The sequence below is a fragment of the Geoglobus acetivorans genome (genome assembly GCF_039641995.1).
GTDB classification, from domain to species: Archaea; Halobacteriota; Archaeoglobi; order Archaeoglobales; family Archaeoglobaceae; genus Geoglobus; species Geoglobus acetivorans.
On the sequence record NZ_CP087714.1, the window covers coordinates 968164 to 993927 of the forward strand.

A 25764-nucleotide genomic window follows, 5' to 3' on the forward strand; every position below is an offset into this window, starting at 1 on the left:
GTGACTCCTCATGAGGCTGACAAAAATTGCTGAAATACCGAGTTTTGTGGAAATCAGTGAAAGTGCGAGAAAAAAAGTCGCTCAGGTAATGGAGCTCTCAGGACTGTCGAACACTGTATTGCTTAGCGGTAGGAAAAGCTACGAACTTGCAGGAAAGAAGATTCGGGAAAAAATAAGGGGCAGCGTGCTGGATGTGTTCTTTGTCGAGACTGCGAGTATGGAGGAGGTCAGAAAGCTTGAATTCAGCATGGCTTACAGCGACATCGACTCGGTTATGGGCATAGGTGGGGGCAAGGTTCTCGACGTTGGAAAGGTTCTTGCATCCGAATTAAATGTACCCTTCATAAGCATTCCAACCGTTGCGAGCCACGATGGTGTGGCTTCACCAGTTGCAAGTTTCAAGGAAAAGAACCGGCCTGCATCGTTATCTGTAAATCCCCCGGCAATAATACTTGCGGATCTTACAATTCTTAGGAAAAGTCCTGTGAGGTATCTGAGGGCAGGCTTTGGAGACCTCATATCCAACATAACTGCTGTCAGAGACTGGGAATTGTCGAGGGATAAAACAGGAGAGGCATACAGCGAGGTTGCCGCATCGATGGCTGTTATGCCTGCAAATCTGATGATAAAGTCTGCCAGTCTTGACATCCAGAATCTGAAAACCCTCGAGATGCTTGTCAGGGGGCTTGTTCTGAGCGGTGTGTCGATAAGCATTGCGGGGTCAAGCAGACCAGCAAGCGGGGCGGAACATAAATTCAGTCATGCCCTCGACTACCTCGGATACGGGCAGGGACTGCATGGAGAACAGGTTGGTATTGGGGCAATAATCATGGAGTATCTGCATCAGAAATACTATGGCACGGGAGACTGGGAGGCTGTAAAAGATGCCCTTGAAAGCGTTCAGGCACCAACAACCGCAAGGGAAATTGGGGTGACGAAGGAACAGGTGGTTGAGGCGCTGTTATTTGCAAGACAGATCCGTAAGAAGAGGTATACGATTCTGGAAGATATCAACGCTGGAAGGGATGAGCTGGAGCTTGCCGTTGAAAAGACGGGGGTTGCTTAGGGATTAGAATCCCTTCATACTGGCTGAGCTCTTCGAGTTTTCCTTTTTCTATCCTCTCTATTTCGAATCCTCTTAGCTTTATCAAATACCACTCTTCTGAATTTTCGTCGTAGAGTGTTAAAGCCTTTCCGGACTTTTTCCACCTCACTTCTTTGAAAAGGAGGTTTTGGAGTATTTCGTTGAAGAAAAACCAGTCCTCCTCAGCAAGAATCTGGAATGGATATGATGAAAACTCGAGCTTTATTTCATCAGCAATCTCTTTTTTATGGATATAGTGGCAGTCGACACAGCTCCACACCTTATCGTCCTTGAACTTCCCTCCAGTCTCGTATATCAGGCAGGGGTAGAACGGGCAGAAGCAGAAAGAGCAATCCTGTCCATCAAAGTGGCACGGGTAGTACTCGCATTCTTCTTTTTCAACACCGGACAGGGTCTGGAAAAGCTCCTTAAGCGTCCTCTCCCTGAGGTTCATCTCAGCATCGCCACCATGTCTCCGACCTTCACTCCGACATCTCCTGCAACCGGTTCACACTTTGCCTTGAGCAGAAACGCCACATTGCTGTAATCGCCTTCTGAAAGACATTCGTAGTTCGCCATACCCTTGGAAATTATTAGGTCTGCATTTTCGAGCCTTTCTTTCGTGTCTTCAGGCAGCTCTTCTTCGATTATGCCTATCGCGCCCTTTCCGTTTGTCAGTATTTCATCAGCCACCTCGCTGATTCCGGCAATCCTTGCATCCTCCATTGTGGCGTCGCTCAAAACCGGTTTTCCTCTTACAACAAAGCTGACAAAACCTCCGAGTCTCTTAATCTCCTCAACAAGCAACCTGTCGAGGATGATCTCTCCAGCATTGTCTGCAAGGTAAACGACATTTCCTTTTGCCAGGTGCCGGATTTCATCCGTGTCGTCGATGGCAAGCCCCCGTTTAAACTCTCTTTCAAAGTACAGTTCGAATTCGCCGTCGTTGACCTCATGTCCGAGAACCCCGTAATCGAAGCTGTTTCCTATTATGCTCGCTATGACTGCGTTCCTGAACCTGTCTCCATTTTCAATGTATTTTCTTGCTACTGGCAGTGCGTTCATTGCCTGTTCATTTGCTATCTTTTTCACGTCAGCATACGGGTCATGGGTACCAAGCATTCTGTAAACTTCCCTGTGTACTCTTGTTGCAGATACAGCATTTACGCCCTTTTTTCTGTACTCCTCAAGAACGATTTCCATCGCTCTTTCCATTATCCTGCCGATCAGGTCTTCATCATCTGTTATGTAGCGACATTCCTGATAGACTCTATTGAGCAGACAGCTCGGACACCTTGCGTGTATTCTCATGGTTACACATCCAGGTTTCTCACTTCCTTTGAATGCTCCATGATAAACCTTCTTCTGTCCTCGACGTCCTCTCCCATCAGGACTGTGATGAGCTCCTCAGCCATTGCAGCATCCTCAAGCGCAACCTTCACCAGCACTCTGTTCTGCGGGTTCATTGTTGTTTCCCACAGCTGTTCTGGATTCATCTCTCCAAGACCCTTGTATCTCTGCACATCTGCGTTGCCTATTCTCTTCATCAGATCCTCAAGCTCGGCATCGGAATACACGTAGTACGTCTTCTTGCCTTTCTTGACCCTGTAAAGCGGGGGCTGGGCAATATAGAGGTGCCCGTACTCAATCAGGGGTCGCATGTAACGGTAAAAGAACGTGAGAAGCAGGGTTCTTATGTGGGCGCCGTCGACATCTGCATCCGTCATGATAATGACCTTGCCGTATCTTATCCTGTTTATGTCAAATTCATTTCCCATTCCTGCCCCTATAGCCGAAATTATTGCTTTTACTTCCTGATTTTTGAGGACCTTCACCATTCCTGCTTTTTCCACATTTATGATTTTACCTCTTATTGGGAGTATGGCCTGAAATCTCCTGTCTCTCGCCTGCTTTGCAGAACCTCCAGCGGACTCCCCCTCAACTATGAAGAGTTCTCTTTCCTCCGGATTTCTCGATGAGCAGTCTGCGAGTTTTCCCGGCAGGGTTGCCACGTCGCTTTTCCTTTTAACAAGCTCTCTTGCCCTTTTCGCAGCCTCCCTCGCTCTCCTTGTTGTCTGACACTTTTCAATTATTTTGTTTGCATCGTCCGGATGTTCTTCCAGCCACTCGAGCACCCTTCTGTAAACAATACTTTCAACAATGCTCTTGACTTCGCTGTTGCTGAGTTTTGTCTTGGTCTGACCTTCAAACTGTGGTTCAGGGAGCTTAACGGAGATTATTGTTGTAAGACCTTCTCTTATATCCAGCCCGGAAAGGGGAGTGTATTTTTTCAATTTCTTTTTGCCGTACTCGTTCAAAGCTCTGGTAAGTCCTGCTCGGAATCCGATAACGTGTGTTCCGCCCTCGTCGTTGTGGATGTTGTTGGCATAGGCGAGAACAACCTCATGGTCGGTATCTGTAAACTGGATTGCAATTTCAACATCGGTACTGTTGGAACCTTCCTGAATGTAAATCGGCTCATGAAGTTTTGGTTTTGTCTTGTTCAGGACTTTGATGTAATCGAGTATTCCATTTTCCGAATAGAATACCTCTCTTTTGTTCTTTCTCTCATCTATAAATTCTATCCTGACACCCTTTGTCAGAAAAGCAAGCTCTCTGAGTCTGTGGGCTACAATATCATATCTGAATTCTGTCGTTTCAAAAATCTCCTCATCCGGTTTAAATCTTACAAGAGTCCCGGTTTCGTCTGTCTCTCCGAGAATCTTAAGTTCCGTTACCGGTCTCCCTCTCTCGTAACGCTGAAAGTAAATCTTCCCGTTTCTCCTCACGTAAACCTCAAGCCATTCTGAAAGAGCATTGACGACGGATATGCCAACTCCGTGCAGTCCTCCAGATACCTTGTAAGCCTTCTTGCTGAATTTTCCTCCAGCATGCAGCTTGGTAAGCACGATTTCCAGAGCCGACTTTCCGAGAGGGTGCATTTCCGTCGGAATTCCTCTACCATTATCTTCAACACTTGCACTCCCGTCCTCGTGCAGAATGACTTTTATGCGGTTGCAGTGACCTGCAAGCGCTTCATCTATCGAGTTATCCACCACTTCCCACAGCAGGTGGTGGAGCCCTCTAATCCCAATGCCTCCTATATACATTCCAGGTCTTTTTCTAACGGCCTCGAGGTCGCTTAGAACCTCTATGTGCTCGGCAGAATACTCCATATGTTCACCTCGTGAATGAGAATTATCACTGAGAAAACTGAATGGGAGTGTTTAAAAATTTATTTTGTTCAAATCTCAACCTCAGTTCTCAATGCTATGACCTTGATTTGTCTGCGGTTTCCTTATAATGGCTGGCTGCTCACTACATGTTGGAAATAAAAAGTACAAGATTCTGGATGAGCTTCCTGTTGTCCGAGATGTCAATATGCTGGTCAGTGAATGCAGCATCATCTCCTGCGACTATGATGAATCCCTTTCCGTATTTTGCGAACCCTACGATTCCCATCTCCTTTTCTGACGAGAAGCTCATGGTCTCTTTTTTCTCACCTATGATCGGGTTGCTGACTCTGAAGCACCCGTACATGGTGATTTCTTCTATTCCGGACGTGAGAGGGTGCTCGACAAGCGGGATGCCCGTAACAATCTCTCTCTTTATCGGCTCTTTCTCGACCTCAAATCCAAACTCTTTCAGTAAACTTTCCAGATTGGATGGTGGTATGTGTATGGCGATGAAAAGGATGCCACCGTTTTTGACAAATTCAGCGATTTCCTGTTCGTCCACTTTGTGTGCCGGACCCATGAGAATGTATGCAGAGGCACCGTTGAGGTCCTCGACACCCCCATCGACGACCCTGAAGCCACTTTCTTGGAATATCTTCTTTAGTTCTGAGTACTGGCTGAAGATGGGTCTGTGAGCAACATCGAAAATAACCACTTTATCCCTTGACCCGTAATCTGCACAGCCGGTGAGAACGAGCGATGAAGTAACCAGAATGATGATCGCAACAGCTCTGATGTGGTTCATGGGTGGTTTTTTTGGTTTGTGAAATAAAGATTTTTTTAGCTCTCGACCTTTCCAGTATCCTGTTATGTGTTATGCTCTCTGTGGGTTTTTATGGAAATGTGCTCCTGCTGGATGGTGCCACACGAAATCCGACATCGAAATTGGAAACTGATATATTTGATAATTGAAATACATTCAGTGGTGGTATTCAGATACGTCGAGGATGGAAGGGAAATAAAGCTGGATGGTGCAGATGCTGTTGAATATGCAAGAAAACTTTATGAAAAAGGAATGGTCTTGCTTTATGATAACTCTGCAGTGAAGCCTGATGAGGTTGAAGATAAGGATGTCGTGGAAGTTATGGGTTTTGTATGTGACTGAGGTGAAAAAATGAAGATCGCGGTGTTGGGGGCTGGAAATCTGGGAAGTGCGATTATTAAAAACGCATCCAGAAATGCCGAAGTTATTGCTGTTAGAAGAAGGAAGGAACTCCTGCCTGATATAGAAAACGTTACGGCCGTTTCTGAATTCGAGGAAACCAGGGAAGCGAACATCTTTCTGGTTACTCTGAAACCTGATGTTTTCAGGAAAAACCTCGAAAGAATTGGTGAAATTGTCAAGGGAAAACCTCTGATAAGCTTTGTTCCGGGCATAAAGCTTGAGGACATGCTAAAGTACATTGATAATCCATTCAGGGCGATGACGAACATTGGAATCGAGGACGGAGGGGTAATCGCATGCTATCCTCCGGAAACTGCGGAACATCTCCGGTTTCTTGAGGCAGATTTCATTTTATGCCGGAGTGAAGAAGAGCTTGAAGCTATGACTTCCTTCATTGGCAGCGCTCCTGCCATAATAGCGAAACTAATCAATGCTTTTGTGGTTTCTGCCGTTAGAGAGGGAGTGAATTATGAACACGCTCTGAAAGCATCAGTGAACGTTTTCGGCACTGCAGGAAGGCTCTACGAGAAATACGGATTTGACGGGATGTTGAGGAGGATTGCCACTCCCGGCGGCACGACTGCCGAGGGCCTGAGAAATGTTGTTATGGCTGAGAAATACCTCATGGATGCACTCATCTCAGCAAGTAGGAGGGTGGAGGAGCTTTGAAGGAGCTTGAAGTTCTAAGAAAATATGTGAGTGATGAGAAACTTGTGAAGCACTGTCTTGCGGTCTCAGCAGTGATGAGGGGAATTGCGAGAGAACTTGGAGAAGATGAAAACATGTGGGCCAGAATTGGGCTTCTGCATGACATCGATTACGAGATTGTTGGAGAGGACATGGACAGACATGGTGAGGTCGGTGCAGAAATCCTTGAAAGAGAGGGCTATGGAGACATTGCCGAAATTGTCAAGAGGCACAATCACATGAGGTATGGGGATTATCGAGAGCCTGTGGAACTCGCATTGCAGGCTGCAGACAGTGTTTCAGGACTCATAATTGCATGTGCGCTTGTTAAGGGTGGCAAAATCAGCGAAGTTACGCCAAAGACTGTCAAAAAGAAATTCAAGGAGAAGAGCTTTGCAGCCGGCTGCGACAGGAACAGAATACGGCTTATAGAAGGTTTAATGCCCCTCGAAAAGCTCTATGAGGTAGGGATAGAGAGCCTGAAAGAAATAAAAGATGAGCTGGGCCTGAGCTAATTTCTGAACTCGTAGGTCAGGCCGTTCGCTTCAATGCTGTAAACTGTTTCATTTTTTTCCTCAGCTTTAAGTATGGGGCTATCTGTGAGCTGAAACACCTTTTTAAGGTCTTCAAGACTTTCCACAACAACCTTATTGCCCGTTTTTCTGCCGCTCACCATGTATGAGTTGCTTTCCATCCTTTTCGCTCTGATGTTCTGGAAATAGTCTCTGTTCAGGATTGCTGCGGGTATGAGTGCTGAGAAAGTCAGTGTGGCATATATCACTCTCGCATCCTGAATTTCCATTCCGGTCAGATAGTTTTGTTTTACGTTTCTGATATTTTCAGTAATCTGCTCGGTTTTTTCAGTATCTGAGAATCTGTATAGCTCTGATTTTTTGATAAGAGATACTGAGTGCTGGAAGACGCCACTTTCGTCACTTGCCCTGAAATTAATCCTGATGTCCTGCTGCATTCTTGAGACTCCTGTTCCTTCCTTCACCCTCTCAAGGTCGCTTCTGAGCTCTGAAGGGTTTATGGTGAAGTTTATTGATGCAGAATTCTCGTACTTTCCGCTTTGATAAAATTTGGTTTCGTTCCACATTTCAATTCTGTTTTTGCCATCCTGGATGTAGTATGATGTATCTATTGTGAACACGTAACTTCCTGTCTTTTCGGTGGTTGTGGTGAAGAGGTATCTGCCTAGGAAACTCTCCGTCATTTCTGCGGGGTAATACTCCCTCGACACTTCACTTCCGTAAATGGATTGATTCGAAAGGATTGCACTGTGTATAAGCTTGCCCTTCAAGGTTGAAATCTGAACTGTTTTTTCCTCAACATTTTCTGGCTGAATTGTGTATGCATAGGCTGCGATTCCTGCAGAAAGGACTGAAATAATAATCAGCGAAGCAGTAAGGATTCGTTTAATGTTTTCGTTCATTTCAATCACTTCTCCTCGGCAATGACTGTCAGTGCATTGCTTTTAATGCCATGTTCAACAATCTCTGCACCGTTATTCATGCAATATTCTCCTGGACTCGTGAATTCCTGCTTTCCTGCAGGATTCATTTTTGTCGAAATTTCAACATCCAGGTATTCCACATCTCCTGCATTAACGATCCACAGAATTTTCGATGCACCCATCATTCCGTGACCGGTCTGGGTTACCGTAACGTTACCAGATGACTGGTTGAATCCGATAACTTCAAACTCGGCTGGAACAACATCCTTCACTGTCAGCAATTCATCACTGCCGTAATTTTTCAGGACGATTCTGTATGTCCAGTATTCTTTTTCTCCCATCCTGACACTTTTATTTCCGCTCAGAAGAACTTTTTCAATTTCAAGTGTTGGATCAGTGATGTTTATCGTGCAGGTCTCAACTCTTGCTGAGCCGTTTGCCCAGACAGCATCTACTGCCAGCAGCACGGTGTATTCGCCCTCTCCACCAACGTATGTCGCCTGAATGTCTGCAGAATCTCCTGCATCAATGGCCACAGGGTTGTTGAATTCAAGGACGTTCACATCAGGTGTGATGTAGAATTCTGCATTTTCATTGAGGTTGTTCGTGAGTGTCAGGACTGTTACAACGTCTCCATTGGTAACTCTGAGGGACCCTACGGGACATGAAAAGGCGATGAATGAGCTGCTGTTATCTGTTATCTGATAGACGGCGGTTCTTTCTCCACCGTACTCTCTAAAATTCCCGCTTGAACCCAGCAAAACTGTCAGGCTGAAGACAAGCAGGATAACTCCGTATACTATTCTCATATTCTTAACCTCCTTTTTTTCAAAACTATGAAATCCTCCCCAAATCCTGTGAGCCTGTAAACTGCTATCAGGATCGCAGACAGTGCCGAGACCTGTACTATCAGCGGCAGAAGTGGACTGGTTCTGTACAGCCCTTCCGTTACAGAAACCGGTAACAGGGGAAGGTAAGCGTAAACCTCAACACCTTCCGAATATATTCTCGTATCTTCAGGCACGGATACAGTCAGTGTGATGTCTCTGGAATCTCGTGGATTCAGATATGCCGGGCTACTACCAATAAGCTTTCCATCTTTTTCGAAGAAAAAGATCATTGGGTAATACGCTCTGTTCTCGAAATTCAGTGTTTTTTCAAATTCGGAACCGGGTAGATACCACCCCTCGTTTTGCCCTCCCGCAGAAGTCGAGGCATAGCTGAAGGACAGCGTCCCCCATGAAAGCATCGTGGATGCTATGAGTGATAGTATGAGGGCAGACGAGGCAATTCCGTAGAACAGACCTGCTGATATCTTGATTCTCTTCCTGTCTTTTTTTGTTTTCTTATTTTTACCGAGGGATAGGAATCCGAGACTTATGAGCAGAGCAGCCAGGAACAGGCTGTTTGAATGCAGAACCTCAACGAGTTTGCCTGCTCCGGGTACGAGAATGGGCTTTCCGGCAAAGCTTACGACCTCTCCCACAACTTTATCAGTGCTGATGGGGGGGTTCTTCCCGTTTTGCTGATCTGTGGCTATGTTGTTATCTCCTTTTGTAATGTATGCATCGCCTTCCGTGGCATACACTCTGTGGACGACATACATATCGCCCATTTGGAATACTATTATGCTTCCCGTATCTCCTTTTGATAGTGGATTGATCAGAAAGAGATCACCGACGCCTATTGTGGGTTCCATGCTCTCTGAAATGGCGTAAGAGAACAAAACTGGCTGGTTCAAAACCAGGCCCAGGACTGATGATATGAGGAATATGAATGAAATCACAATAAAGACATTGCTAAGAACCTGAAAAATTCGCATTTATTCTCAACTCAAAAATTAAAAAATTATGTCTGGCATTCGCCAGCATCTGCGCTTAGGCTCATCTGTGCAGTGTGTGCTCCAAGACCCAGGCCATAGTTGTCGAATATCATTCCGATTGTAACCGGACTTCCGTGTTCAACTGTGAACTCAAGCTGCGTGCCGTACGTGGCCGATTCGTTATAGTCTCCGGTAAAGAGCATCAGGTTACCGTCGTTGCTCGATATTTTCACACATATTGGATATGCGGTTTCGTTGTTTTCCCAGAGCTCGTTGCTCACTTCAAACACTTCTTCGAACACATATGTTGTATTCGGACTCAAACCCGTACCGAAGCCAAGACTTTCATTGTAGTTCTGGTTGTTTGCGCTGATTTCAACCGTTAGCTTACCGTTGTTCAGGTATGCGTAGGGCTGAAGAGGTGTGAGATCGATGAATTCATTATCGTCTGCAACTATCGCGACTGACATACTTCTGTCTGCTTCATAATACCTGAAGTTTGCTCCGGCACTGATTGCCAGGATCAAACCTGCAAGAAGAAGCGCTATTCCAAATAGTTTTTTCATTTCCATTCACCTCATTAGTCCTGCCCGCAATTACTTAGCTCTGCAGGCTCAGTTCCACTTCTGTACGCTTTCACTGTCATGGTCTCGTCCCATACATCTCCCGGACTATCGCCGTTTGCACTCAGGTCGATTCCAATCTTGACTGAATCTCCTGGCTGAACCACAAAGCACACGTCTTCTCTTGCGCTATCTGATGCTGTTGCAGCCTGTCCACCATCAACTGCGTACACTCCACCCTCATGTCCGTAAAACTCAATATTTGCGTTTGACGAAGTAACTCTAACAACTATAGGGAACTGCTCCCACAAATCGTTACTAACTGCAAAAACCTCATCAAAATTGTATTCGCTTGACGGACTGATTCCATCACCATACCCTGGATAATTCGGGTTATTTGCCGAAAAATCGATTGCAAGCATACCATCCTCACCTATGTATGCGTAAGGCTGAATAGGCTCCAAATCTATAAGCTCTGTATCGTCTGTTACTATTGTCCAGTGGGCACTTCTATCAGCGTTGTAGTCGCTGAAATTTGCACCCACACCGAGAATAATCGCCAGGGTAGCGAAAATTCCCAGCAAGCCAATTCCTGTTTTTCTCATTTTTTCAACTCCTTTTTTATTTCTAAACTGTAGTATGGAGAAAGGTTATTCTGTTAATGGCGAATTACTTTTCGAAAAAAAGAGGCTTAAAAGCCTGAAGAAGAGAAACAAAGTCGGAAAATAGCTTGGAATTCTCGACAATCACTCTGTCTCTCTCCATCCTCAAAAAACCCTCTCTTTCGAGCATCGGGATATGGGTCTGCTTCAGACTGACGTAAACGCTTTTCCGGAATTTGTGCCCGTCCTTTTTGTTTTTCTCTACAATGTAGTTTGTTATCTCTCTCACTGTTGCGTTTCCATCGTTTTCGAGAAGAAAAATTATCATGAGCATTCTCCGCTCATTTCCAATTATCTCCGATAAATTTGCCATTACCTTTATTCTTCTGGTCATTATATATAGTTAATTGTATTGAACTAATTGTATAGTAATTGTTATGAGATTCGAACAGCAATTTTTTATTCCCTCCATGGAAAACTACGCGGAGTGATTACTGGCATCGTTCTTGCTCTGATTTCGGCTGTATGCTGGGGAATCGGGGGGATAGTGTTCAAAATCGGTCTAAAAGGTGAGAGTGAACTTTCGGGGAATTTGATAAGAAGTATCTTTTCAGTACTTTTCCTTTTACCCTTCGTATTTGCGTTTGGCATGCAACCCCTGAATGCCGAACTTGCAGCCCTTATTGTGCTGTCAACGATATTTTCTTTCTTTATTGGAGACATTCTGTATTTCAACGCTCTGAAAAACTCTCCGGTGAGCTACGCACTGCCACTCGCCTCGACATATCCTGTTTTCGTTGCAATTCTTGATCTGGTGGTTTATGGTTATCCTATAACGCTCAATGTCCTGCTGGCGTCTCTGCTCACGATATCTGCCATAATCGCCATTCCCAAAGAAACCGGAAAATTTACTGTTAAAAGCTTCACAGCCGTCTTGGCAGCGCTTTCCTGGTCGGTTTCCATTGTAACTCTCGACTACCTCACCGACTATCTGTCTCCGGTAACTCTGGCATTCCTGCGTCTCAGCTTGAATTCAGTCTTGCTCTTTGGATTCGTCAGGAGAATACCCTTAAGCAGAAATCTTTTGATTTTCATGGGATTTGCAGGCGGTCTTATATCCGTGGCAGGAATCCTGTCATTTGTAACTTCTGTGAGTCTGATTGGCAGCAATCTTGTCACCCCCCTATCTGCAACATCTCCTGTCATCGGGAGCATAGCCGGCAAAATATTTTTGAAGGAGAAAATTGGAATCAGGCATGCAATCGCACTCATACTTGTGTTTCTCTCAGTCATAACGATTTCTCAGCCCCCCGTGATGATTACTCCCGCCACTGATGGGTGATGAAAGGTCGCCAAACTGAGGGGGCTAAATTTATAAATCTGACTGATTTTTGGGGTTTATGGAGTGGTTTGAGGAATATTATGGTGATGTGGCCTTAAAAATTAAAATTAAAAAGATCATTGCAGATTTTCACAGCAAATATCAGCATATTCAGCTTTTCGACACGTTTGAATTCGGTAAAATGCTTGTTCTTGACGGGAAAATACAGCTTACAGAAAGGGACGAAGCATTCTATCACGAGATGCTCGTTCATGTTCCCATGTTCACTCACAGAAACCCGGAAAAGGTTCTTATCATCGGTGGGGGTGATGGAGGTAGTCTCAGAGAGGTTCTGAAGCACGATGTGAGTGAGGCTGTGCTGGTTGAGCTTGACGGGGAGGTTGTGGAGCTTTCAAAGAAACACCTCGGTATAGACAATGGAGCCTTTGAAGACCCGAGGGCAACGGTTCTGATAGAGGATGGCATAGAATTTGTGAAAAACCTGGGTGAAAGGTTTGATGTGATTATTGTAGATGGCACCGATCCGAATCCTTACAGCGAACACATAATGAGTCGGGAGTTCTATGAGGCGTGTTCAAAAATAGCCGACGTTTTCGCAACACAGAGCCAGTCTCCCTTTGTTCAGCCGGATTATTTCAAAAAGATGTTCGATAACATTTCCAGTGTAATGGATGTAAGAGTATATATCAACTTTGTTCCAACATATCCTCTCGGGCTTTGGAGCTATCTTATCCACTCCGATGAATCTCCCTCTCTGGATGACATTGAAAAGAGATTTGCGGACAGAGGAATCCGAACTGAACATTATAATCCTGAAGTGCATGCTGCAAGTTTTGCACTGCCCGAATGGGTCAAAAGGATTGTGAAGGATAGGTAGGTCTCACACTTTTCTGCCCATTACTATATATCCTGTGTGGAATATGTTTACAAAGGGACGGGTTCCAACTCTCTTGAACTCAAGATTTACCTTGATTGCTTCAAATGCCTCAACATCTTTAAAACCTGCATCAAGCATTTTTTCGTATACTGCTCTTGTCTGCTCGATGTAGGGATTGTAGATGGCGAGGAATCCCGCCTGTCTGAGCATGCTGTGAGCCTTTGGCACCATTTCCACGTCGTTTTTCATATCCAGGAAGACCAGGTCAAATTCCTTTTTGAAACAGTCTGCAATGCTGACTGCATCGCCAACAATCTGATGTATGTTTTTCAGTCCTGCCATTCTGAAATTCTCCCTTGCAACTTTCGCGAATTCTGGTCTTTTCTCTACAGTCACTACCTCTCCGTACTTGTTGAAATATGCGAAATATGCTGCCGTGACTCCACTTCCGGTTCCAGCATCAAAAATCAGCGAATCTGGCTGAAGTCCTGCATGAGCAATGACCATGCCTATGTCTTTTGGCATTACTGGAGTGGGTGCTTTCTTGAAGAGTCTGAAAAAATCTGAGGCTCTGAACGGGAGTATCTTAAACTCCACTCCGAGATGTGTTCGGATAGTGTCCCCAAAATCTTTTTCTTTGAGTTCCTCGAGCCTGATTATCCCTTTGTGAGTGTGAAGCTCCCCGCTGAACTCGCTAACCAGATAGAAATTCTTTCCTGATTTTAACACTACTGGAGCCTTCATTCTTCTGTCAGCTTCAGTAAAGCTTCGGCTATGTCTCCTTTTGCCTCTTCAAGAGCTTCCCTCGCCTCTTCCTCGCTCACACCGGCCTGTTCCATGATGAGCTTTATGTCGTCTTCGCTTATGACTATTCTCTCTTTAACTTCATAACTCCCTGAAATCTGGAACGTTTCGACGCCTTTTGCAGTAATTCTAACCACGGATGGGTTTTTGAATATCCATTCTTCTCCCTTGGTCACTATGATCACTTCTTCAGCTTCAATCTCATCCATTTCTATTCCCATCTGCTTCATCATCTTCTTCATTTGCTTGGGGTTCATTGGCATCATTGGAGACACTTTTCATGTTGTTGTATAAAAATTGTTCAGTATGCCTTCCAGGTTTTGGGAAGTTTTAAATATATGTTATTTAATAATTCAGAAACTAACCCTATCGAGTGAACCAACTTGAATGGAGAGGTGGAACGCATGAAAAAAGCTGGGTTTTTGGTGTTGTTGGCGGCGTTGTTGTTAGCGACAATTCTTCCGGCTGTCGCAGAAGTACTGCCGAATGACGGATACGCAAATGATATACAGGTATATGCAATGTCCAACGAGGAAACGGCCATAGTATCTGTAGCTAACGGGGAATACGACATCTTTCTGTTTTCAAGGCCTTCAGGTGCTTACAAAGACCTCGATCCATCAATACTTGACAATCTTGAGCTGATAAGGTCTGCATCGGTTTATGCTGAGCTCACACTCAATCCTGTGCACGACGAAGGAGACCTCCCGATAGTTACGGTCGGAGACAAGGTATATCTGAACCCGTTCGCCATCAGGGAGGTAAGATATGCAGTCAACTGGCTCATAAGCAGGGAACACATAGTTCAGAACATCTATCAGGGCTCTGGAGCAGTTCAGTATGGTGCATTCAACACATTCTACCCGTTCAACGAGAAGATGAAGGACCTCTACAATGCACTTGGCCTCACGCCTGAAGGCAATGAGGAGCTCGCAATTCAGATGATTGATGATGCAATGAACAAGGCTGCTCAGAAGCTTGCTGAGGCAGGATACACGCTTGAAAAGAAGGACGGGAAATGGTACTTTAATGGAGAGCCTGTGGTTATAAAGGGCATCTCGAGAGTTGAGGATGAGAGAAAGGATGTTGGAACTTACTTTGCAACGGTTCTTGAGAAGGCAGGATTCACGGTCCAGAACAACATCTGGGACAGAAAGAAAGCCATTCAGGCCGTATATCTGACTGATCCGAAGAACTATGAGTGGAACTACTATACAGGCGGTTGGGTTGCTGAGGCTGCAGAAGCGTGGCCAGAAACCGAACTGCCGCAGTTCTATTCATCCTGGTACTGGGGCCTTCCGGGTATCGTCGGATGGCAGCACACACCAACAGTTACAGTCAAAGACCTGATTGATACAATTGGTGGTGCTGATAAGATTCAGCTTAACTACTACAAGGGCGATAAGCTCAACGAAATTCTGGACTTCACGGTGGATGACATAACAATGCTGCTCGTGAATGGAAAACTGGAGAAAGACAACAAGACCTATACTCTCGAGAATGTTGACCAGTACTGGGACCTGCAGAAACTCGGGCTGGGACTCGGTATAATGGACTCCGTTAGAGTTTTCACGATCTCTCAGACTGAGTACTTCCCTGTGAACAAGGACAGAGTTAATGTCAACGCAATGATGGTCGATCCCGTTAGCGGTCTCTATACGAGAAACGCTCTGCTCACCGCACAGACATCCGACAGAATTCTCAAGGTCATCGAATACTCTTCGACTGGTGCACTCTTCATGAGCGCATTCAACCCGATTGGAAGCGATGACATCTATGCGATGCTCATCTGGAGGCTCATAACATCTCCTGCACTCTGGCTCGACCAGAACGGTGTGTATCAGCCTGTCAAGCTGGAGTACAAGGTTGAGAAAGGCGAGTTCCAGGTGCCAGCGGATGCGGTGGTTTACAACTCGACAACCGATCAGTGGGAACCTGCCAAGGGTGGCACCGCGAAGGTTAGGGTTACCTACAAGGTCCTCGACTGGGGCAAGTGGCACAATGGTGAGCCTGTAACGCCAGCAGATCTGAAGTATTACATAGCATTCATGAAGGAGTGGAGCACGCAGGACGGCGAGAACGATACATACTATGACGAGAGCCTTGAGGCAAATGCTGAAGTCTTCAACAACATAGAGGGTATTGTCTTCACGGATGATGGCTACGTGGTCTATGGCAACTACGCGCATGTTGTTGCCGACGACCTTACTGCAAGCTACTACGCATTCTTCCCTGACCTGCCATGGGAACTCTGGTACGTCATGGGTGAGATGGTAGCAAACGGATATGCTGACCAGAAATGGTCCTTCAGTGAAGCATCCGAGGGGATTAACCAGATAGATATGCTGCTCAAAGACCATGTTGATCAGATAAAGAGCGCGCTTGAAGAGATGAAGGGCAAAGTGCCATCAGCACTTCAGGGAATGGTCTCAGCAGACGAAGCGGCGAAGAGATATGATGCTGACATCAAGTTCATTGACACCTACGGACACGCGGTTATAAGCAACGGTCCGTACTTCATTGCAAAGTATGATCCAGAGTCTCTGTACATTGAACTGAAGAGCATGAATCCAAAGCCTGTGGAGACACCGACTCCTGTTTCAACCCCAACAGAACAGCCAGCAAAGACTGAAACTCCTGCAACAACACCAACCAAAGAAGAAAAGTCAACGCCAGGCTTTGAGGCAGTCTTCGCACTGGCAGGGCTTCTGGCTGTAGCATACGTCGCCAGAAGAAGGGCCAGGTGATTAAAGAATTTTCAAAATTTTTTATTTTTATTAACAAATTCTGCGAGCGTCTGTCCCGTCAAAAATTTTAAAAACAATCTTCAAAAAAAGGTGGGGCAATGAGCTTTGCCAGATATCTTGGAATCAGAATTTTTAATGCTTTATTAGTGCTAATATTTGTCACATTTGTTGTATCGATTCTGTTTGTCAAAGTAGCAGAGGATGATGCGAAAACGAGGATTGCTGAGGTAATAAACAATGAGGCAAGGAACCCGGCAATTTTGAGGCTTAAAGCAAGTGATCCAGAAGCATTTGAAAAATGGAAAAGCAATAGAGAAGAACAGCTGAGGAGAGAATTTGAGCTGGATAAGCCTTTCTGGGAGAGAGTAATATCCAAAACAAAAAATACTCTGCTGCTTAACTTTGGAAACGCAAGAAGCCCGGTATTTGGTGAGATAAAGGTATCAAAAATTATTGAAAAAGCGATTCCAAGAACAGTCCTGCTTTTCACGACTGCTCAGATAATTATAACGTTTATTGGCCTCCTTCTCGGTATAAAAGCAGCTCAAAAGGCCGGTAAGTTTGTGGACAAGCTTTTATCTGTTCTCGCCATGCTCACCGCAAGTCTCCCAATGTGGTGGGTGGGTATGGTCTTTATCCTTGCATTTTCGTTCCAGCTTGGAATATTTCCTGCTTCCAGCCTTCCAAATCCAAATCTGGAGGGTTTTGCCTACTATAAGGATCTGCTCTGGAGGATGGTCCTTCCCCTGATAACTGTGGTATTCGTCAGCTTTGGAGGCTGGGCATACACCACGAGGAACATAATGATCAGCACCATGCATGAGGATTTCATAACCGTTGCAAGGGCCAAAGGCGTTCCGGAAAACAGAGTTATATACGGGCATGCTCTCAAAGCAGCATCACCACCCATAGTTACCAACGTTATTATCGGTCTTCTCGGATCCTTAGGTGGAGCCATAATCACCGAGGCGGTGTTCAACTGGCCCGGTATGGGAAGGCTGTACTGGGTGGCTTTGCAGCAGAGTGAGGTTAATCTGCTCATGGGTGTGACTTACGTTACGGTTGCGCTCTTCTTGGCTTCGATGATAATTGCCGATGTGATTTACGGCTATCTGGACCCGAGAGTAAGGGTTGGTAGGTGATCTGGCAATGAGGCTCGAAGACGTCGTTGACAGCGCAAAAGATTTCCTGTATGAATTCAGGTATCAGAAGGGCGGAATTTTGGGGTTTATTTTGCTCATTCTCCTCATTCTGGCTGCGGTTTTTGCTCCAAACATCACTTCGCCTGACGTACCTGAGAGATGGTCAAAAGAGTTCTGGGTTGAAAACCCCCCGAACGTCCCGCCTACATGGATAAACTACTTTTCGTCGGAAAAACTGGCTCCTCATGAGATTCTCTCTCTGGATGACATGCAGGTGGAGGAGCTCGATGGTGGGGGAGTGCTGCTCAGGATTGTGTACAAAAACACGTATGATGTCCCTCCGAAGGATATAATTCTGCAGGGTTTTAATGTGTCTTCTTCCGATGCAAGAAATAAACCGCTGATGACGATCACTCTGAAGAGGCCGGATGGTAGCGAGGTTGTCCTCATTGAAGATAGAAAAGTTTCCTCCAATACGGTGATTCAGATAGCAACGAATACTGAGGTGAGAAAAAACGTTTTTGAGTGGGCAAAAAAAGTTTCTGGAGCAAAATTGTCTCCCTCGGAAGAAATAAAGCTTCAGGCGTTGATGGACACAATGAAAATTCTGTTTGGTAAAGCAGACGAAAACATATTTGAAGGAACCTCCCCCCTGCACGGAGATTATGTGTTTGAAGTGAAAATAACATATCAGGATGGAGATAACACCCTTGACCTTTCAAACTTAACAGCAATCTTTTCGGGAAGGACCTATGGGTTGATGGGCACCGATAGCAAGGGCAGGGATATCTGGGCAGGACTCGTGTGGGGAACGAGGGTTTCTCTGTCGGTTGGTATTGCGGTCGCTGTGCTGAGCGTCCTTATTGGGATTGTTTACGGTGTTGCAAGTGCGTATTTTGGAGGGTGGAAAGACGAGGCCTTGCAGAGGTTTAACGAATTCATGTTCTCCATGCCGGTATTACCAATACTGATTTTGCTGGGTGCATATCTGGGTCATATGGCTCTCTCCCAGATCGTTCTACTTCTGGTACTTTTCGGATGGGTCGGTGTTGCAAAGGTTGCAAGGAGCATGGCTCTTCAGATAAAGGAGCAGACCTTCGTTGAGGCTGCAAGAGCTTTGGGTGCTGGCTCAGGAAGGGTTGTCTTCAAGCACATAATGCCACAGATAATGCCCTACGCGTTCTCTCAGATGGCTCTTTCTGTTCCGTATGCAGTTATGACTGAAGCTGCCCTGAGCTTTCTTGGCATTGGTGATCCGACGGCAGTAACCTGGGGACAGATGCTTTATGATGCTCAGAATGCTGGAGCCACAATAAACGGATACTGGTGGTGGGTGATCCCTCCGGGCTTAGCGATTGCACTGGTTGGACTGGCTTTCGTGCTGATTGGCGTTGCGCTGGACAGGATACTGAATCCGAGGATGAGGACACTGTGAGGTGTTGAAGATGCTGCTTGAGGTTAACAATCTACGAACTCACTTTTTCACAACGCGAGGTGTTGTCAGAGGAGTGGACGGTGTGAGCTTTACTCTTGAAAAGGGAAATGTTCTGGGTCTTGCCGGAGAAAGTGGATGTGGAAAATCGACTCTTGGGTATTCGCTCATAAGGCTTGTCCCACCTCCTGGAAAAATTGTAGAAGGGCGAATTGAACTTGATGGCATGGAACTGGTGTCGATGAGCGAAAATGAGTTCAGGAAAGAAATCAGGTGGAAGAGGATATCCATGGTGTTTCAGGGAGCCATGAACGCTCTGAATCCCGTTTACACTATCGGTTACCAGATGATGGAGCCCTTCAAGTACCACACTGATATTCCTGAAAGTGAGGCCAAAGAGAGTATTGCGAAATATCTTGAGTATGTTGGTCTGGATCCTGAAATAGTGAACAGATATCCGCATGAGCTTAGTGGTGGGATGAAGCAGAGAGTAATGATTGCAATGGCTCTTCTCCTTGAGCCTGATCTGGTCATTGCAGATGAACCCACAACGGCTCTTGATGTCATCGTTCAGGCTCAGATAATCAATCTTCTGAAGAAACTGAAAAAGGACCTGGGGATCTCGCTTATTTTCATCACACATGATCTGAGCATTCTGGCAGAAGTTTCTGACAGGATTGCCATAATGTATGCAGGAAAGATAGTAGAGATTGGAGACAGTGACCGAATTTACAGGGATCCAAAGCATCCATACACTCAGAAGCTGCTTGCGGCTATTCCGAGAGTCCACGAAAAAGTTGATAAGCTGGAGTTCATTCCGGGTGCCCCGCCAAATCTGGCAAACCCTCCCTCTGGGTGCCGGTTCCATCCAAGATGCCCCTATGCAAGCAGGATATGCAGGGAAAAGGAGCCGGAGAGGACGATTCTCAGTGATGGGCGGGAGGTTTACTGTCATAATGTTTCAGGGTGATCATTATGGGACAGAATGTGGAGCTGAAGGTCGAGGGACTGAAAAAGTACTTCCCTGTTAAAAGGGGGATAAAAAGCGTATTGAAAAGAGAGCCTCCCAGATTTGTCAGAGCCGTAGATGGGATTTCGTTTGAAATTAGAAAGCAGCAAATTTTTGCTCTTGTTGGCGAGTCTGGTTGCGGGAAAACAACAACGGGAAAGCTGATAATGAAACTTATTGAACCGACAGAGGGAAGGATTTTTCTGAGAGGAAAGGATGTGTCTCATCTTAAGTCGAAAGATGAGGTGCTGAAATACAGAAAAACGGTTCAGATGATATATCAGGATCCCTTTTCTTCCATCAATCCGAGATTCAGGGTATATGATGTTCTGGAGGAGCCCCTTATAATCCATGGGGTGGGCGATAGCAGGTCAGAAAGGGAGGAGCTCATACACAGAGCGCTTGAGCTGGTGAGGCTAACACCTCCAGATGAATTTGTGAGCAGGTTCCCTCACATGCTCAGCGGAGGACAGAGACAGAGAGTTGCGATTGCGAGGGCGATTATTCTGAACCCGGAGTTTGTGGTCGCGGATGAGCCTGTTTCCATGCTTGACGTTTCAATCAGGGCAGAAATTCTTGAGCTTATGAGAAAACTGAGAAACGATCTCGGTCTGACCTACCTCTACATCACTCACGACCTCTCAACTGCAAGATACTTTTCAGACTGGATTGGAGTGATGTATCTCGGCAGGATAATCGAGATGGGTGAGGTTGACAGGGTGATTGACAATCCACTACACCCGTATACAAAAGCGCTGCTTGAAGCAGTTCCGGAACCTGATCCCGAAAGAAAGGATATTATCAAAATGCTTCCCATAAAGGGTGAAGTTCCAAGTGCCATCAATATTCCTCCGGGATGCAGATTCCATCCCAGGTGCATCCACGCAAAAGAGGGTCTGTGTAATGTTAAGCACCCGGAAACAGTGGAATTTGAGAGGAATCATTACGTCGAGTGCCATCTTGCCGGAAGCGTATGAGTCTCAAAACCGACATTAAGAAATTTTTGAAACTTTTAAGGTTTAAAGAGGTGAAAATCGGATTACTGATGCTGGTTTTTGCTGCATTACTGGCACTAATTTCGATGTATCCGTCTTATGTGAGTTTTTCTCTGTCCGGGAGCCTGGAAAAGCATGATGTGATGAGTGTAAATGAGATGCTACCTTCCGGGGATCTCAGAGGGGGTAAAATTGTACTGAGGTCAAATTATTCAAAGATCGTCATCTTCTCCACCAATTCCACTCTCGAAGAAACTTTTACCGGGGAGAAGATAATAGATCTCACCCAGCCCCGGCTCAAAATCTCTGTCGTTGAGGGTGCTGTGGATTATTCCCTCACGGGAAGTGTTGTTAGATATCCATATTCTCTCTTAGGCTATCTGGCTTTAATTCTGATGGTTTCTGGCACGGTAATCGTCAACATTGGGTTGATGAAAATCTTTTCAGAGCTTTAATCTGGCATTTGGGCGAAATTACTGGCCTTTCGTGTCATTTCCAACGACAGGTCTCGTCCAGTTGCCAAAAAGTATCCACCAGAGAGCCACAGATCCAGTTATGTAATTGCTAATGGCCATCCCAATCCACAAACCCTTCACACCCAGTCCTATTGTAATCGCAAACAGATATGCCAGACTGTTTCTCAGAACCCAGAGCCTCAACAGTCCGAACAGCATAACTGGCTTGGTATGTCCTGAGCCCCTTGCGATGGCTCTTGATGTGAGATAAACTGTGAAGAAGATAACTGACGGACCCATTATCAAAATGAAATCCGCAACCTGGTTTATAAGCTCCTCATCTCCTGGCGAGAACAGGGCCGCAACCTGATATCTGAACGGAATCAGTACGAGTATGCCGGCAGCCATTATGGCTGATCCGTAAACAGAGGTCCTCTTTGCGATGCTTTTGGCTCTCATGTACATTCCGGCTCCGAGACTCTGCCCTATCATTGTGGACGTTGCTCCCAGCATTCCCGCTATAAATACATGGAACAGGCTCAGCAACCTGTCCGCAATCCCCCATGCTGCAAGAGGGGCGGGGCCAAGGATGCTTATGATGTGGACAAGAATGACAAAACCGCTCGCCTCTCCCGCGGTCAGGGCAGAGATGGGGTAGCCTATTCTGGCAATCTGAACGATGAAGTTTCTGTCTGGCATGAGCGTACTGAGGGTCAGGTAATGGCCTTCAATGCCTTTCAGTGCAATATATGTTATTGAGACGGCCGCCACAATCATCTCGCTGATCACTGTTGCGATTGCGGCACCCTCTACCCCGAGAGCCTCGATCCCGAAATATCCGAATATGAATACCGGATCCAGTACGACGTTGATAATGACTCCGAGACTTCGGATCTTCAGTGGAGTCATTGTGTTTCCTGCAGCTGCATAAATCGCAGAAAAGCTCTCATAAATTGCGATGAAGGGTATGCCAAGCGAGATTATTCTGGCATATCCTGTAGCGTATTCGAGTGTGGTTTCTGGTACACCCACAACCGACAGAAATGACCTGACAGCGAGGAAACTCACGGCAGCTATGGGTATGCCAAACATTATGGAGAGTGTAAGCACCTGACCTCCTGCCTTGGTTGCCCGGCCATAATCGCCCATGCCCCAGTACTGTGATACAAGTGCAAGCCCCGCAGAGAACACACCAGCTGCAACAGAGACTATCAGCCAGATAACTGGCCAGGATGCACTTACAGATGCTAAAGCGTCTCTGCCCACCCTTCCAAGCCAGTATATGTCTGCCATAGAGTACATTATGTTCAGCGCTTCACTCGCTGCTATTGGCATTCCGAGCTTTATCATTACTTTCAGAATGCTGTCCTCGAGAACCCAGTTGTTTTTGCGTTCGCCATCCGATACGAATTCTCCCACGAAAATTGAAAGTTGTCTGGTTAATAAATATAATTGTTCTTCTATAATCAATAGAATTTTTGCAAACTGGTGCATAATCAGAACTTGTGTATCTTCTGTGCTGCATGTGTGGGTGTAGTTTCACACCAGATGGTTGGGATAAACGGTCTGACGAAACACTTTTCAAACTCTCGCATGATTTCACTTCAGCCCCCGTAGGGTAGTGGATATCCTGAGGGTCTCCGGAACCCTCGACCCGGGTTCAATTCCCGGCGGGGGCGCTCCATTTTCTGGTACTAATCCCTACCCCATAACTTTCAGTCCGCTCTATACAGATCTACTTTTCGAATCAGCTCTCCAGAAAACCCCTTTAAAGACTTCATCCAGATGGCAAACCGGGTTTATGAGGTCCTGTTAAAGCGATCGAGTGCTGCATGTATTCAAGGGGGTACCCGGCTTCTCTGTGACTGTTCATTTTAAACCTCCTGGGTAATTTGTTTGAATTTTCTGGTTTTTTGTTGTGCCAATAATATTATAATTTTACGCCTATTTATTTTTAATAAGTATTTTTTCTATTCAGTTTTTCTGACCATACTGTTTAGTATATCGAACTAATTAGAAACGTTTAAATATGATGAATTTCACACTTTAAAAAATTGGGTGGAAAAGATGCGAAAATCGATACTCTCTTGCGTTCTGGTATTTTTTGCCCTTAGCCTTGCGGGAGTTGTTGATGCTGAATACGATCCCCCCGGTCCTCCAGCAGTCGAAGTCAGAGTTTGGCTGCTCAGTTTCACTCCGCTCGACAACTTCGACGACGGGTGGAACGGCAAGTCCGACATTCGTTTCGAAGCATTCGGCAGCGCTAAGGATGGGGAGAGCTATTATACTTACTTCGAGTACGATCATGATTCTCTAAGCGGAAAAGTCACTCCAAAGAACAAGGAAGGTAAGGATGTGATGAATATCCTGTACAAAGTCCGGGAGTGCTGGCCTGTGGATCTGGAGGTTGAGATCAGGGCTACAGATGTTGACAACCCGCCAGTTGACCCTGACGACGATCTTGGAAGCGTGAAGTTCAAGGTGGACAAAACGCTGAATAAAAAGTTTTACAGCGTTATCATTCCAGGGAAGTTCCTTGTGAAGGTTTATGTTGAGGCAGTTCCTGTTAGAGAGGACTCTGACAGGTGTTCCTACTTTTTCGACCAGTCTGACACAAAATCGAGCAGCATAGTTACAAAAAGCGGGGCCAATATTTACGATTTCGAGCTTGCCAACATGCTCAAGATGTGGATAGCTGACAGAGGCTTCGCAAATATGCTCATTTTCTTTCAGCAGTGCTTCGGAGGGGGAATGACGGACGACATTCTGGAGAAGATTGATGGTGACATTGCAATAACCTCTGCAGCAAAACACGATGAGGTGGCTTACGGCTACAATGAGACAAATGTCGGAGTGAAGGTCGATCCGTTTTCGAGAGAAGTAATGTCGGGATTGAAGAGCGGAAAGTCAGCCAAGGAAATTGCCAGGGATGTCGAGAGGAATGACGATTATGGTGTGTATGGCGTGAAGAGGTACAGCGGAGATGTGCAGAAAAGCAGAGAACACACACAGTACAAATCCGAAGGGGATGGGGACAAGGTGCGGCTTGGGAAGAATGCTGATGGGAGTGGGGTGAAGAGCAAGCACGCGATAGTCTTCGCCGGAGATCCCGACGACACCTACGACTGGACTGAAGTCAAGGGCTTCGTGGACATGCTGAAGGGACAGGGCTTCTCTGACGAAGACATAGTGGTGCTGGCAGGCTCTGGAATGAGTGCTGCTAAACCATATGTGGATGGAGCTGGAACGAAGCAGGCTTTATGGAATGCGTTAAAGGATCTCTCCGGGAAAATGAACAAGGATGAGCAGCTTGTAGTATTCGTGACCGATCACGGCAACCTTGAAAAGACAGAAAAGGCACTTGATCTGCTCATAAGGGACCCGGTCAGGCAGCCAATTCCAGTGAAAAATGAGGCCTTGGGGAATGAGGATGTGTGGGTACTCGACGAGGACTTCCTGGAAATTCTCAACGTTACAGATAACAACGTGCCCTACATCAGCCTGATGATCTTACCACCTGCAGATATTATTGAAGAGAACCAGACTTCCGAGTTTCTGGGGAACGTCACACTTCATCTGAACGAACTCGACCTCGACCCAGAGATAATCGAGCCTGTTTATGCCCTTGACGAGTCACCAGACCTTGATGCATTTGAGGTGGTCTTTCCAGTCTATGATGAAGGGATTCTGGGCAGGGAGAACGTCATAGAGCTGTCCTTCGACCAGCCGGAGATGTTCAAGCCATTCTTAATCGAGATGCTGATAATCTCAACCGGCAGCATCCCGAGAATAATAGACGCTGGAGAGCCCGTTGTGGAGGAACCACCTCTTCCAGAGCTGGTATTAGAACTCACTCCAGTCTTTGATGTGGTGAACGGAACCCTGATTCTCTCTGACAGCCCCGTTCTGACTGAGGATGAGATTTCAGAGCTTATTGCCTCAGGAGACCTGTTTGTCCTGATGGAGAAGAAGAAGGACTGGTACAACAACAACACGAATCTGGTTCCGGGATTCATAAAGGACTGGCTTGGCAACACGAGGGTGAATGTGGAGATTTTGATGGATGACGGCAGCGTTATGGATATCTACATGGTTGTGGAAAACGCCTACATAAACGAATTCGAGAAAGGAAAATTGAGCGATGCCAGTGCGAAAGCAAGTTTGAGTGAGGAGACTGTCAGGAGGATCATAAACTCTGATGATCCTGTGGCTGAGGTTCAGAAAGCCTACAGTGATGGGGATATCCAGTACTCCGGCGTGGGATTTGTTGAGAGCATCAAGGTTGAGGTTGTGAAAGTAATTGTGAAGATATACTTCATCATAAGCGACCTTCTGGGATGATTTTA

The 25764-nt window shown here is 45.9% G+C and carries 26 protein-coding genes and 1 tRNA gene; 14 read left to right on the plus strand and 13 right to left on the minus strand.

The genetic code is table 11. The annotated features are described in order from the left end of the window. Positions 1-10 precede the first annotated feature (10 nt). Positions 11-1066: an iron-containing alcohol dehydrogenase gene (locus LPQ35_RS05710; protein WP_193807708.1), complete on the plus strand. Its 1056-nt coding sequence runs from the start codon at positions 11-13 to the stop codon at positions 1064-1066. Here LPQ35_RS05710 and LPQ35_RS05715 read toward each other — a convergent pair. The 4 genes from LPQ35_RS05715 to LPQ35_RS05730 all read right to left on the minus strand — a co-directional run bounded on the left by LPQ35_RS05715 (position 1011) and on the right by LPQ35_RS05730 (position 5065). Continuing rightward, a complete protein-coding gene (locus tag LPQ35_RS05715; protein WP_193807709.1) occupies positions 1011-1538 on the minus strand; it encodes a cysteine-rich small domain-containing protein in 528 nt (175 codons plus the stop codon). The two genes, LPQ35_RS05710 and LPQ35_RS05715, sit on opposite strands and share 56 nt — an antisense overlap. Continuing rightward, positions 1535-2395 (minus strand): ARMT1-like domain-containing protein, encoded by an 861-nt coding sequence (locus tag LPQ35_RS05720; RefSeq protein WP_193807710.1) that lies wholly within the window; start codon positions 2393-2395, stop codon positions 1535-1537. The genes LPQ35_RS05715 and LPQ35_RS05720 overlap by 4 nt, the downstream gene beginning before the upstream one ends. Before the next feature lie 2 nt (positions 2396-2397). Further along, entirely contained in the window at positions 2398-4260 is a 1863-nt protein-coding gene (gene gyrB, locus LPQ35_RS05725; RefSeq protein WP_193807711.1) for a DNA topoisomerase (ATP-hydrolyzing) subunit B, read from the minus strand. Between the two features lie 142 nt (positions 4261-4402). Then, positions 4403-5065 (minus strand): DUF4350 domain-containing protein, encoded by a 663-nt coding sequence (locus LPQ35_RS05730; protein ID WP_193807712.1) that lies wholly within the window; start codon positions 5063-5065, stop codon positions 4403-4405. Positions 5066-5245: 180 nt separating this feature from the next. On the opposite strand from LPQ35_RS05730, the gene LPQ35_RS05735 reads away from it, so the two are divergent. The 3 genes from LPQ35_RS05735 to LPQ35_RS05745 are packed head-to-tail and all read left to right on the plus strand — an operon-like array spanning position 5246 to position 6687. Beyond that, positions 5246-5425 carry a hypothetical protein gene (locus LPQ35_RS05735; protein WP_193807713.1) on the plus strand — a complete coding sequence of 60 codons (180 nt, stop codon included), beginning with the start codon at positions 5246-5248 and terminating at the stop codon, positions 5423-5425. Between the two features lie 9 nt (positions 5426-5434). After that, complete coding sequence (locus LPQ35_RS05740; RefSeq protein ID WP_193807714.1) at positions 5435-6154, plus strand: pyrroline-5-carboxylate reductase dimerization domain-containing protein; 720 nt, start codon at positions 5435-5437, stop codon at positions 6152-6154. Continuing rightward, entirely contained in the window at positions 6151-6687 is a 537-nt protein-coding gene (locus tag LPQ35_RS05745) for an HD domain-containing protein (RefSeq protein ID WP_193807715.1), read from the plus strand. Before LPQ35_RS05740 ends, LPQ35_RS05745 begins: the two co-directional genes overlap by 4 nt. Here the strand turns inward: LPQ35_RS05745 and LPQ35_RS05750 are convergent. From LPQ35_RS05750 to LPQ35_RS05775, 6 genes are all read right to left on the minus strand, one after another. Continuing rightward, the gene (locus LPQ35_RS05750; RefSeq protein ID WP_193807716.1) at positions 6684-7607 is read right to left on the minus strand and encodes a hypothetical protein; all 924 of its coding nucleotides are present in this window, start codon (positions 7605-7607) and stop codon (positions 6684-6686) included. The genes LPQ35_RS05745 and LPQ35_RS05750 overlap by 4 nt on opposite strands. A gap of 5 nt (positions 7608-7612) precedes the next feature. Continuing rightward, the gene (locus LPQ35_RS05755; protein ID WP_193807717.1) at positions 7613-8437 is read right to left on the minus strand and encodes a hypothetical protein; all 825 of its coding nucleotides are present in this window, start codon (positions 8435-8437) and stop codon (positions 7613-7615) included. Continuing rightward, a complete protein-coding gene (locus LPQ35_RS05760) occupies positions 8434-9450 on the minus strand; it encodes a signal peptidase I (RefSeq protein WP_193807718.1) in 1017 nt (338 codons plus the stop codon). The genes LPQ35_RS05755 and LPQ35_RS05760 overlap by 4 nt, the downstream gene beginning before the upstream one ends. Before the next feature lie 26 nt (positions 9451-9476). Then, a complete protein-coding gene (locus LPQ35_RS05765; protein ID WP_193807719.1) occupies positions 9477-10016 on the minus strand; it encodes a DUF1102 domain-containing protein in 540 nt (179 codons plus the stop codon). 14 nt (positions 10017-10030) lie between these two features. Beyond that, complete coding sequence (locus LPQ35_RS05770) at positions 10031-10618, minus strand: DUF1102 domain-containing protein (protein WP_193807720.1); 588 nt, start codon at positions 10616-10618, stop codon at positions 10031-10033. A 64-nt stretch (positions 10619-10682) separates the two neighbouring features. Next, the gene (locus LPQ35_RS05775) at positions 10683-11009 is read right to left on the minus strand and encodes a DUF7344 domain-containing protein (protein WP_346297578.1); all 327 of its coding nucleotides are present in this window, start codon (positions 11007-11009) and stop codon (positions 10683-10685) included. Between the two features lie 93 nt (positions 11010-11102). Here LPQ35_RS05775 and LPQ35_RS05780 point away from each other — a divergent pair, with 93 nt between their 5' ends. Together LPQ35_RS05780 and speE are read left to right on the plus strand one after the other, a co-directional pair. Continuing rightward, positions 11103-11957: an EamA family transporter gene (locus tag LPQ35_RS05780; protein ID WP_193807722.1), complete on the plus strand. Its 855-nt coding sequence runs from the start codon at positions 11103-11105 to the stop codon at positions 11955-11957. 58 nt (positions 11958-12015) lie between these two features. After that, positions 12016-12834, plus strand: coding sequence for a polyamine aminopropyltransferase (gene speE / locus LPQ35_RS05785; RefSeq protein WP_193807723.1), 819 nt, complete (start codon positions 12016-12018; stop codon positions 12832-12834). 3 nt (positions 12835-12837) lie between these two features. Here speE and LPQ35_RS05790 read toward each other — a convergent pair whose 3' ends face one another. Next, positions 12838-13578, minus strand: coding sequence for a methyltransferase domain-containing protein (locus LPQ35_RS05790; RefSeq protein WP_193807724.1), 741 nt, complete (start codon positions 13576-13578; stop codon positions 12838-12840). Then, the gene (locus LPQ35_RS05795) at positions 13575-13904 is read right to left on the minus strand and encodes a nascent polypeptide-associated complex protein (RefSeq protein WP_193807725.1); all 330 of its coding nucleotides are present in this window, start codon (positions 13902-13904) and stop codon (positions 13575-13577) included. Before LPQ35_RS05795 ends, LPQ35_RS05790 begins: the two co-directional genes overlap by 4 nt. Positions 13905-14042: 138 nt before the next feature. Here LPQ35_RS05795 and LPQ35_RS05800 point away from each other — a divergent pair, with 138 nt between their 5' ends. The 6 genes from LPQ35_RS05800 to LPQ35_RS05825 all read left to right on the plus strand — a co-directional run bounded on the left by LPQ35_RS05800 (position 14043) and on the right by LPQ35_RS05825 (position 21418). Continuing rightward, a complete protein-coding gene (locus tag LPQ35_RS05800; RefSeq protein ID WP_193807885.1) occupies positions 14043-16385 on the plus strand; it encodes an ABC transporter substrate-binding protein in 2343 nt (780 codons plus the stop codon). Positions 16386-16483: 98 nt separating this feature from the next. Further along, entirely contained in the window at positions 16484-17527 is a 1044-nt protein-coding gene (locus tag LPQ35_RS05805) for an ABC transporter permease subunit (protein ID WP_193807726.1), read from the plus strand. A 7-nt stretch (positions 17528-17534) separates the two neighbouring features. Continuing rightward, positions 17535-18962, plus strand: coding sequence for an ABC transporter permease (locus LPQ35_RS05810; protein WP_346297579.1), 1428 nt, complete (start codon positions 17535-17537; stop codon positions 18960-18962). A gap of 1 nt (position 18963) precedes the next feature. Continuing rightward, a complete protein-coding gene (locus tag LPQ35_RS05815; protein ID WP_193807728.1) occupies positions 18964-19929 on the plus strand; it encodes an oligopeptide/dipeptide ABC transporter ATP-binding protein in 966 nt (321 codons plus the stop codon). 5 nt (positions 19930-19934) lie between these two features. After that, positions 19935-20945, plus strand: a complete 1011-nt coding sequence (locus tag LPQ35_RS05820) for an oligopeptide/dipeptide ABC transporter ATP-binding protein (RefSeq protein WP_193807729.1) — start codon at positions 19935-19937, stop codon at positions 20943-20945. 50 nt (positions 20946-20995) lie between these two features. Then, the gene (locus LPQ35_RS05825; RefSeq protein WP_193807730.1) at positions 20996-21418 is read left to right on the plus strand and encodes a hypothetical protein; all 423 of its coding nucleotides are present in this window, start codon (positions 20996-20998) and stop codon (positions 21416-21418) included. An 18-nt stretch (positions 21419-21436) separates the two neighbouring features. Here LPQ35_RS05825 and LPQ35_RS05830 read toward each other — a convergent pair whose 3' ends face one another. After that, on the minus strand, positions 21437-22837 hold the full coding sequence (locus tag LPQ35_RS05830) for an MATE family efflux transporter (protein ID WP_193807731.1): 1401 nt from the start codon (positions 22835-22837) through the stop codon (positions 21437-21439). 188 nt (positions 22838-23025) lie between these two features. Between LPQ35_RS05830 and LPQ35_RS05835 the strand changes: the two genes are divergently transcribed. Both LPQ35_RS05835 and LPQ35_RS05840 read left to right on the plus strand, forming a co-directional pair. Further along, positions 23026-23097 (plus strand) — tRNA-Arg (locus LPQ35_RS05835). A gap of 388 nt (positions 23098-23485) precedes the next feature. Then, entirely contained in the window at positions 23486-25759 is a 2274-nt protein-coding gene (locus LPQ35_RS05840) for a C13 family peptidase (protein ID WP_193807732.1), read from the plus strand. Positions 25760-25764 lie beyond the last annotated feature (5 nt).